The organism is Limimaricola sp. G21655-S1, from assembly GCF_027213785.1.
Taxonomy (GTDB): domain Bacteria; phylum Pseudomonadota; class Alphaproteobacteria; order Rhodobacterales; family Rhodobacteraceae; genus Limimaricola.
In genome coordinates, this window is record NZ_JAPWGO010000007.1 from 178,100 (window position 1) to 187,225 (window position 9,126).

General features: G+C 67.2%; 12 protein-coding genes and 1 pseudogene. 3 read left to right on the plus strand and 10 right to left on the minus strand.

The window, feature by feature from the left end; translation table 11 throughout:
• Positions 1-9: 9 nt before the first annotated feature.
• Both O4G76_RS09380 and O4G76_RS09385 read left to right on the plus strand, forming a co-directional pair.
• Complete coding sequence (locus O4G76_RS09380; protein WP_269397080.1) at positions 10-1,035, plus strand: substrate-binding domain-containing protein; 1,026 nt, start codon at positions 10-12, stop codon at positions 1,033-1,035.
• A 202-nt stretch (positions 1,036-1,237) separates the two neighbouring features.
• Positions 1,238-1,447, plus strand: coding sequence for a DUF1127 domain-containing protein (locus O4G76_RS09385; protein ID WP_269397081.1), 210 nt, complete (start codon positions 1,238-1,240; stop codon positions 1,445-1,447).
• A 135-nt stretch (positions 1,448-1,582) separates the two neighbouring features.
• On the opposite strand, the gene O4G76_RS09390 is transcribed toward O4G76_RS09385, so the two are convergent.
• From O4G76_RS09390 to O4G76_RS09425, 8 genes are all read right to left on the minus strand, one after another.
• Positions 1,583-2,743 carry a sensor histidine kinase gene (locus O4G76_RS09390; protein WP_269397082.1) on the minus strand — a complete coding sequence of 387 codons (1,161 nt, stop codon included), beginning with the start codon at positions 2,741-2,743 and terminating at the stop codon, positions 1,583-1,585.
• Entirely contained in the window at positions 2,740-3,738 is a 999-nt protein-coding gene (locus O4G76_RS09395) for a SpoIIE family protein phosphatase (RefSeq protein ID WP_269397083.1), read from the minus strand. Before O4G76_RS09395 ends, O4G76_RS09390 begins: the two co-directional genes overlap by 4 nt.
• A complete protein-coding gene (locus O4G76_RS09400) occupies positions 3,735-4,142 on the minus strand; it encodes an ATP-binding protein (RefSeq protein ID WP_269397084.1) in 408 nt (135 codons plus the stop codon). The genes O4G76_RS09395 and O4G76_RS09400 overlap by 4 nt, the downstream gene beginning before the upstream one ends.
• Positions 4,139-4,501 carry an STAS domain-containing protein gene (locus O4G76_RS09405; RefSeq protein WP_269397085.1) on the minus strand — a complete coding sequence of 121 codons (363 nt, stop codon included), beginning with the start codon at positions 4,499-4,501 and terminating at the stop codon, positions 4,139-4,141. Before O4G76_RS09405 ends, O4G76_RS09400 begins: the two co-directional genes overlap by 4 nt.
• Positions 4,494-5,375 carry an STAS domain-containing protein gene (locus O4G76_RS09410; protein WP_269397086.1) on the minus strand — a complete coding sequence of 294 codons (882 nt, stop codon included), beginning with the start codon at positions 5,373-5,375 and terminating at the stop codon, positions 4,494-4,496. Before O4G76_RS09410 ends, O4G76_RS09405 begins: the two co-directional genes overlap by 8 nt.
• A 111-nt stretch (positions 5,376-5,486) precedes the next feature.
• A complete protein-coding gene (locus O4G76_RS09415; protein ID WP_269397087.1) occupies positions 5,487-6,641 on the minus strand; it encodes a hypothetical protein in 1,155 nt (384 codons plus the stop codon).
• Between the two features lie 235 nt (positions 6,642-6,876).
• Positions 6,877-7,272: a hypothetical protein gene (locus tag O4G76_RS09420; RefSeq protein ID WP_269397088.1), complete on the minus strand. Its 396-nt coding sequence runs from the start codon at positions 7,270-7,272 to the stop codon at positions 6,877-6,879.
• A 163-nt stretch (positions 7,273-7,435) separates the two neighbouring features.
• Positions 7,436-7,633: a hypothetical protein gene (locus tag O4G76_RS09425; protein ID WP_269397089.1), complete on the minus strand. Its 198-nt coding sequence runs from the start codon at positions 7,631-7,633 to the stop codon at positions 7,436-7,438.
• A 422-nt stretch (positions 7,634-8,055) separates the two neighbouring features.
• Between O4G76_RS09425 and O4G76_RS09430 the strand changes: the two genes are divergently transcribed.
• Positions 8,056-8,220 (plus strand): hypothetical protein, encoded by a 165-nt coding sequence (locus tag O4G76_RS09430; protein ID WP_269397090.1) that lies wholly within the window; start codon positions 8,056-8,058, stop codon positions 8,218-8,220.
• 28 nt (positions 8,221-8,248) lie between these two features.
• Here the strand turns inward: O4G76_RS09430 and O4G76_RS09435 are convergent.
• Positions 8,249-8,401 (minus strand): annotated as a pseudogene (locus O4G76_RS09435) (IS3 family transposase); the annotation flags it as partial.
• Between the two features lie 148 nt (positions 8,402-8,549).
• A partial coding sequence (locus tag O4G76_RS09440) for a DUF4102 domain-containing protein (protein WP_269397091.1) occupies positions 8,550-9,126 on the minus strand: 577 nt, incomplete at its 5' end.

Consider the following 9,126-nt stretch of genomic DNA (forward strand, 5'->3'; position numbering starts at 1 on the left):
GGGGAAGACATGTCGGCAACGCTCAAGGACATCGCAGCCAGTACCGGGCTGTCGGTCACGCAGGTGAGCCGCGCGCTCAACGATCATGACGATGTCAGCGCCGAGACCAAGATCCGCGTGCGCGAAGCGGCCAACGCCCTGAATTACCGGCCGAACCTTTCGGCCCGCAAGCTCGCCTCCGGGCGCTCCGGCATCGTCGGGCTGGTGCTGCCTCCGCAGGACCGGACCCCGCGCGACAGCATGTTCGTGCAGATGGTGCGCGGGCTGTCGGGCGCGTTCTCTCGACGCGGCCGGCTGTTCGTGCTGCATGCCGCCGAAGAGGGCGAGGACGTGGTCGCGGTGCATCGTCGGCTGATCGACGGCGGCTCGCTCGACGGCTTCGTGCTGATCGAGCCCGAGGAGAACGACCCGCGGGTCGCCTATCTGCGCCGCCGCGGCGTGCCGATGGTGATGCATGGGCGCGGCGCAGCGAAGCCCGATTACCCGTTCTACGACATCGACAACATCGCCGTCGGGCGCGAATTGACGGCGATGCTCCTGCGCGCCGGGCATCGGCGGATCGGCTTCGTCAACGGCATCGCCGCCACCTGCTACGCGGCGCATCGCCGGACCGGCTGGGAAATGGCGCTGCGCGAGGCCGGCATCGAGATCGACCCCGATCTGCACGAACACGGGCAGATGATCGAAAGCGTCGGAGCCCTTGCCACGTTGCGGATGATGAATGGTGAGGCAGCGCCGACCGGCCTGATCGCAGGCAACATGCTGATCGCCAAGGGCATCTACAACGCGCTGTCGATGCTCGGGCTGAAGGTGCCGGGCGACGTGTCGGTGGTGGTACATGACGACATGCTGCCGGGCGAAGACCTGATGTCCCTGCCGGCCAGTTCCGGCACGCGCTCGGCGCTGGCGCTGAGCTGGGAGCCGCTGGCGCAGGGCCTGATCGGCGCGATCGAGGGCAAGCCGCTGGCCGAGTTGCAGCAGTTGGGCGGGTTCGAGATCGTCGAAGCGGGATCGATCGCGCCGCCGAACAGGTAGCACCCCGAAACGGTTCGGAAATTCTCGCTCCGATGGGCAACGAAGAGGTGACGGGCCATGCAGTGCCTGCAGGGCGCTGCGGCGTGCTTGGATGTGGTGGCGGCGGGTCCGAGGGTCCAGATGGGGCCCATCGGCGCCGATGACGACGCCTACCTCATATCGCGGCCAAAAGGCTGCCTTCGACGCCCAAGGATCAAGAGACATGACGACCCTCAGCACCAACCAGACCGCCCGCCCCGCCTCCCTGCTCGCCCGCCTCTTCGCCGGCATCGCCGAGCGCCGCGCCCAATCGCAGGCCTATCGCATCACCCGCCGCGAGCTTTCGGCGCTCAGCGAGCGCGAGCTGGCCGATCTGGGCATTCACCGCGCCATGATCGAGGACATCGCGACCCAGGCGGCGCGGCGCGCCTGACCTTTTGGCCAAGGCGCGGACCTTTTCCAGCGCCTTGGTGTTAACCAGTCGAGACGGCGCCGATCCTCCCCGGCAAGTCTCGAAAATACGGCGGCGGCTTCCTTCCTCCCGGGAACCGCCGCCTTTCTTTTGCGGTCAGGCCTGATGCAGGCCGAGCTGCGCCTCGTCGAAGCCAAGCTCCACCGTCAGCCCCTCGCTGCCGCCGGAGGTGCGCACGAAGCCGCCATGCTTCTGCACCATGGTACGGATCATCCGCCAGCCAAGCGAATCCGAGCGCTCCGGCCGCTCCATGCCCGGCGCGAGACCGCAACCATCGTCGGAGACCACCAGCTTCAGCATCCCCTCCTCCCGCGTGAGCGAGACATGCAGGCGGCCGCGCTCGCGATCCGCGAAGGCATGCTTGCAGGCATTGGTCATCAGCTCGCCCGCCGCGAGGGCAAGATCGGTCGCGGCATTGCCCGACAGGCTCAGCGCCTCGCCGGTGACGACCACCGTGACCTCCTGATCGGGCGTCGAGAACGCCTGACGCGTGTGCTCGGCCACGTCGCGCAAGAGCGGCAGCAGCGGCGCGTGGTCGGCGGCGGCGGCGCGTTGCAGCTGGTCGTGGATCGTGGTGATCGCCCGCACCCGAAGCTCCAGATCGCGCAGCACCTGCTTGGTTTCCTCGCTTTGGGCCGCGTTGCGGCTGAGCCGCATCAACCCGGTGACGAGGGCGAGGTTGTTCTTGGTGCGGTGATGCACCTCGGCCATGAGCAGGTCCCGCTCCTCGATCGCGTCGAGCAGGTCGCGGTTCTGCTGCGCCAGCATCGCGGCTGGATCGGCGCGGCGTAGCGCCGCCAGCGCCTCGCCGATCGCGGCGCCGATGCTGGCCGCCTCGCTCGCGGCAAGACGGGTATCGAAGCCGGCCTTGATCCGGGTCCCCTCGGGACCGCTATCGACCTCCATCCGGTCGGCGATGCGCTGCACGCCGCGCAGCCCGAGGCCGAGCCCCGGCTGCCGTCCGACGCCGGGCAGCGGGTCACCCCCGGCAAGGCGGGTTTCCAGATCGGGGATGCCCGGCCCCTGATCGATCGCCTCCACGGCAAGCTCGAGGTTGCCCGCCAGCGGCTCCAGCGACAGGGTCATCCGCCCGCCGCCGCCATGCTGGATGATGTTGCGCCCCAGCTCGAGGAGCGCGGTGACGATCCGGGTTTCGGCGAACTTGGCGAAGCCGCAATGCCGCGCCACCTCCTGACCGACCATGCGCAGCCGCACGATATCCTCGTCGGCCTCGATCTTCAGCGTGGTCAGTCTCATTCGGCGTCCTCCGAGGCGAGCCGCGCCACCAGCACGCAACAGTCATCGCGCCCCTTGTTGCGGTCGCGCATCAGATGTGCCGCGATCATCGCGCAGCTCATTCCGGCCAGAGAGGGCAGCTCCGCGTGGCTGCGCAGCGTCGAAAGGCCGTCGCTGTGCAGGATCAGCACGTCGCCCCGGCCCATCTCCGCGCTCTCGACCGGCGGCAGGCGCACCGCGCCGCCCAGTCGCCCCTCACGGCTGATCAGACGTCGCACCTGCCCATCGGCCTTCACCAGAAGCGCCGCGATGTTGCCTATTCCGGCCAGTCGCAGCCGCCCATCCGCCGCCTCGATCTGTGCCAGTGCCGCAACGGACCCGCGGCTGCCGGCGAGCCGGGCGGACAGCTCGGACAACAGCCGCGCCGGGTCCTCGCCGCGCAGGGGTTCGATGCCCGCCACCGCTTCGGCCGCCGCCACTTCGGCGCGCGGGCCGTGACCCAGCCCGTCGACGGCGAGCAGGTCGACACGGCCGGCGACATCGCGCGCGAAAACCGCGTCGCCACAGGCGCGGTCGCCGGGATAGTTCATCAGGAAGGCGCCGATCTCGACCCCCGCCAGCACCGGCGCCGGGCCAAAGCCGCAGACGGTCACGGTGCCCTGCCCCGGCGTCGAGCGTATCTCGAAGCGATCGGCCAGGCGGCGCATCGCACCGAGCCCGCCACCGGCGCTCGAACCGGTAGAAAAACCGTCGGACAGCGCGAGGCCGATATCCGCGATTCCGGGACCTGTATCGATCGCGGCGATGCAGACGCGGGAACCGATGCCGGGTTGGCGCTGCAGCAGGAGTTGCCCGCCGCGGGCATGACGCAAGAGGTTGGTGGCCATTTCCGTGACCACGATCGCCATCGCCTCGGTGCGCTCGACCGAAAGCCTGCTCTCATCGGCCAGACCGCGCGCCAGCCGCCGCGCTTCGGCCACGGCGCTGGGATCGGATATATCGACGACATGTCTCATGGATTGGCCTCCATCTCGATCGTGGTGCCCGCCCCGACACGGCTTTCGATGCGAAAGGCATCGACCAGCCGCCGGGCACCACCGAGCCCCTTGCCCATGCTGCGCGCGGTCGAGAAGCCGTCCGTCATCGCCTGATCGATATCGGCGATGCCGGGCCCCTGATCGATGCAGCGGATCATGATCCGGCGCGGGCGATCAAGGCGATAGATCTCGAGCACGCCGCCGCCCCCATGGTCGAGCGCGTTGCGGGCGATCTCGCTCACGGCGGTGACGAAGCGGGTCTTGCGCAGCGCCCGCGCGCCCAGCGCGTCCATCGCCTTCGACACCGCGATACGGGCCGCCGCGACATCGCGCTCCTGCCGCAGTTCCACCCGCCCCGCCGGCTGCGCCGGCGGGCCGCTCACGCCAGACCCTTGGCCTTGAGCGCGCGCAGCGCGTGGCTCAGAGACAGCGCCGTCTTCGAGCCCGGCAGGTCCATGCCCAGTTCGACCAGCGTCATCGCCACCGCCGGGCGCATGCCCACGATGTAGGTCTCGGCCGCCAGCAGCCGCGAGATCGAGGAAAGCTGCGCGAGGATGCGGCCGACGAAGGTATCGACGATTTCGAGCGCGGCGATGTCGATCACCACGCCACGCGCCGCCTCGTTCACGATCCGCTCGGAGAGATCCTCCTGCAGATTGATGATGTCGGTGTCGGTGATGTTGTCGCGGATCGCGACGAGCAGGACCTTGTCGACCGTGTAGATCGAGGCCGCCTCAGACACGGGTGTCCTCGATGCGGCTGATCTGGAAGCCGACCCGGCGGAACGCCTCGGCGAGCGCGGCGCGGATCGAGGGGCGGGTCGTCACCTCGCCCACATCGACGCCAAGCTCGACCATGGTCTGGGCGATCTTGGGCGAGATGCCCGAGATGATCGCCTCGGCCCCCATCAGCCGGACCGCCGCGGCGGTCCGCAGCAGGTGCTGCGCGACCTGCGTGTCGACCACGCGCACGCCGGTGATGTCGACGATCACCACCTCGGCGCTGTGCTCGACGATGGAATTCAACAGGTTCTCCATCACCTCCTGCGCCCGCATCGAATCGAGCGTGCCGATCAGAGGGATGGTCAGCACCCGCTCCCACAGCTGCACCACCGGGGTCGAGAGCTCCATCATCTCGGCTCGCTGGCGTTCTATGATCTCGTCACGCTCGGCGATGAAGTATTCGTTGATATGCATCGCGAGCGCGTCGACCACGCGGCCGAAATCTGCGGCCTCGGCAAGCAGACGATCGGTCCGATCCGCGAGGTTCTTGCTCAGCATCTCGAAGACAGGCTGCTTCAGCGCCAGCATGAAGGCCGTCATCTCCCAAGGCGCGACACCACGCTCGGTGCGCACCAGCGTGATCTCGGACAGCGCCATGCGAAGCTCGGACCAGTTGTCGGCATCGATGTCGACGGCCTCGGTGATGTCGATGCGCGACAGCGCATCGGAGAAGGCCCGCAGCAGATCGGATAGCTGGCGACGGCTCTCGCGGTCGGAGAACAGGTCGGGGCGTCGCACGCCCTCGCGCTTCTGGGTGGCGAACCAAGCGTCGAGAACGCTGTCGAATTCTTCCCGCAGGAGGCGGCTCACTTCGGTGGTCGGCGCAACGGTCATCATCGGTCCTAACTGGTCACGGCGACATACGGATATGGTGCCGCGACAGGGAAGGAAAGGCTTGTAGGACTTCACTTGGCGGGAACTGGCCCGGCGGCGCGGCGCAGTTGCTCAGACTTTGCGGCGCCGCCCCAGCAGCGCATCGGCCCGGCCCAGCGCCGCGTCGAGCTCGGCGAAGGCGCGCGTCATCGCCTCGGGGTCCGGTTGCGGGGCGGGCGCAGGCGCCGGCCCGGCGCGTCGTGGCCGCGCCGCCAAGCGCTCGGCCAAGCCCGGCACCGACCAGATCCGCGCCGTCCGTCTACGGGTGATCTCGCGCAACAGCCCGAGGCTCACCAGCTCGTCGATGAGGTTGGTCGCGCCACGCGGCGTCACGCCGATGCGCTCCGCCAAGAGGTTCGAGGTCAGGCAGGGCGCCGAGGCGAAAGCCTGTGCCGCATCGCCCAGCCGCGACCGGCCGTGCCGCCCCTCGCCGCAGGCGCGGGCCCGCCGCAACCAGTCACGCGCGCGGCCGATCCGCCCGATTTCCATGCCCAGTACCGCGCCCAGCCCATCGAGCAGCTCGGTCATCCCAGCGACGCTGCCCGGGGACCAGGGCCGGTAGCGCCCGACAGAGAGCGCCAGCGCAGGCGTCGCGACCCAATCGGCATCGACCCGCCCCGACAGGCCGCGCATCGGGTCCTCCTCGAAGGCTATGATGCCGCCGGGCCCCGGCGTGAGGCGCCGCCGGGCGCTCTCGACCGCCATGAACAAGGCCCGCTCGACCATCGGGTGGGCCCGCTCCGTCGCGATGCCATAGGCCGCGCTGACCCTCAGCGCTGAGAGGATCGGTGGATCGTCGGGATGCAACGCCGAAAGACTGGCGGCAAGCGCCGCCGGGTCGGCGGAGGCCCCCTCCGAATTTGCCGCGCGTTCGTCTTCCGCGAGTCCTCCTGCCAGACGTTCGAGCCGGGCGATCGTCTTGTCGGGATGCGCGATCGGGTCGCCGGGCATCTTGAGGGCACGGATTAACCCTAGCGCCAGCTCGCCGGCGACCGGGTCGCCATGGCCGGAACCACCGCCCGCGATCCGCGGCAACAGCTCGGTCTCGGACAGTCGGCGCCCTTCGAGTGCCACCGAGGCCACCGCCTCGGCCACCGCCAGCTCCGAGCGCCATAGATTGCCGGCATCGGGATCGGCCCGGCCGAAGGCTTCGATCCGCGCAGCGAGCACTTCGACCCGCAGCAGGTCGAGCGCGCTCGGCCCACCGCTCCTGCTCGTCTTGGCCATGCATCGCCCTCATCCGCTCCGGTGCCCCGCCCGCCAGACTGGACAGATACCCGAGTACTTGTCCACCTCGCGGAGGCTTGGGGGCCAGACAGGCCCCTAGGGGCTTGGCCTCACCATTGCCCCGCCGACACACTTGATCCGTGTCCGGCAATCAGCGGCATGAGAGATGGGCGCATGAATGTGTCGACAACCAGTGCAGCCCGGAGCTTGCGTTATTCGAACGCTGCCCCGACCCTCAGGCAGCCACTGCGGGCAGTTCCGCCCGGCCGCGGGTGATCCGGAAAGGTTCGCATTGACCGGAGACGACCTTGGTCTCGATCATCCACTCCTCCCCATCGGTGTCGCGTCCCTCAAGCGTTAGAACACCGCTGAAGTCCTGCATGGCCGAGAGGCCGGTCTCGAGCCTTGTCCAGATCCGAAGCCAATCGGTATAACCGGGATCCAGCAAAGCTGGCCGAGGCGGGTGATCCTCGTGCAGATGCCGCTCGAGGCGAAACAGACGCAGGGCACCGTCGCCATCGATTTCGAAGGTCTGAAAGCCACGTCCGAAACTTCTGGTCCGCCATTCGGTGACAGCGGTGATTTCGGCCGGCAGAGCCATCTTGCAGCGAACGAGATCGTATAGTGCCATGTCCATCCTCTTTCTTGCTCTGGCTTCGGCAGACATGCCGACCCACTGGAGGAACTTGGCCTGCGGTCATGGCACCATGCCGACAACATCAGGGCCTTGTCGCGACAGATACCGTCGGTTCGTGAAGGGCTGGGAACGCGGCTGCGGCGACCGGACGCCGCTCCTAGGTCGTCGTTGCGACGGCCAGAACCAGCAGCACCAGACAGCCCGCGGCTATCAGCGTGCTGCTTGCAATGCGCATCACCGCATCGCGCCACGATCCGGTTTGCTCCGCGTAATGGACCAGCAGGAAGCACAGGACCGGCACAAGGAGCCAAGCCCAAGGAGAAATGCCAAACAGGTCTGGGGATACCGTTTTCATACCTTAACAATAGTCCAGTTCGACGCCCTTCGCAGCTGAGCAATGGGAGGGCGAGGCTCTGCGGAGGTATAGGGCGGCCACGCTCCCGCCTTCGGCAAGGTACGAAAAGAGCATCGAAACCTCATCGTTCTGCCTGAAAGACCGATGCCGACATGCTCGCTTCCTAGCGCCGCCGCGCCGAGGACTCCCTCGTGGTGTGAGGCAGCCGTCTGCGCCTGAGACCGTCACCAAGACCCCGACAAGTTACAAGGTGTAGCAACCAGTGCCGCTGAGAATCGCAACGGCCGAAGGGAGCATCCGCTTGCGCGGATGCGATCGAGTTTCGCAGCCAGATCTTCGCTCCACTCCGCCCGTTGCTCGCCACATTCCGGCCACTGCCGAACGGCAATGAGGGGGCAAATTACCGAGTGAGTGTGCTTATCGTGACGACCGACTACGCATTGCGTTTTCTTTCCACCCTCTTTTTCGTGACGGGCATCGGTATCGTCGCCCTGCTGGGCCTGCGCCTGTATGCGAATGTGGAAGTAGCGGACCACCCTCGCCAGCCGGTGGAATCTGCTGGAGCAGCTTTTCGCCCCACCCTCTGACAGCCCTCCTCGCTGGCCTCTATTAAGCTTGCGCCAGCGAATGCGCGGAAGTCCCGCCACGCAGCCCCTCCAGGACGATGCGGATCTTCTCCTCGGCCGAATGGTGCTTCCGCGTGCGCCGACGGATGTCCTTCACCAGCGACTCCGTCGTCGGTCTGGCTGTTCCGGGTTTCTGTCTCATCTCCACTCCTCGGTGGTTACGATGAGCCAGAAACCCTCCGTTACAAAATCAACTCAGATGTCCCAGAGGCGCTGACGGGGGACAGGTGGTTGCGTTTCTTCGCCACGCGTCCGGGTTTGGGCAGTAGCGCATCGAGATTGCCCTTCCATTATGCCGGGTTGCCGCCTGTACGGTGCCCAGCCACGGTGGCCCAAGAGAAAACCGCTTCGATGCGACCTCGCAGCCGCTTTGCCGTTTCGGTTTTATCGTGCCAGATCGGCTGCAGTACACGCAGCACAGCCTGCACGGCTATATCGGATACCGGCACGTGCCCGAGCTCGGGGACAGCGTAGGTCGTCAGTGTCGAGCGCCACTGCGCTGCATGCTTGGCGTTCTTGAACTCCGAAAGCTTAGCATCGAGGTAGCGGTCAACGGCATCCGAGAAGACGAGGCCTCGGCGCTGGGCGGTCATCAAAGCCGCGCGGATTGCCTTGCGCTCTTCAACCGGGTCGATCCCCTGCCTAATGCTTTCCTTGGCCTCCCTTGCTCGATCACGAGCTTGGGCAAGTGAAACCTCGGGGTAGCCGCCGAGTCCAATCTCGCGTCGGCGGTTGCCGACTACCATACGTAGGAGCCAAGTGCGTCCACCCTTTGGCGTGATCTGCAACATGAATAGCCCCGCGTTTCTTAGACGCCTTCGTGCCTCAGTTTCTGCTGCCGCTCGAACTCGAGAGGCGACAGCATTC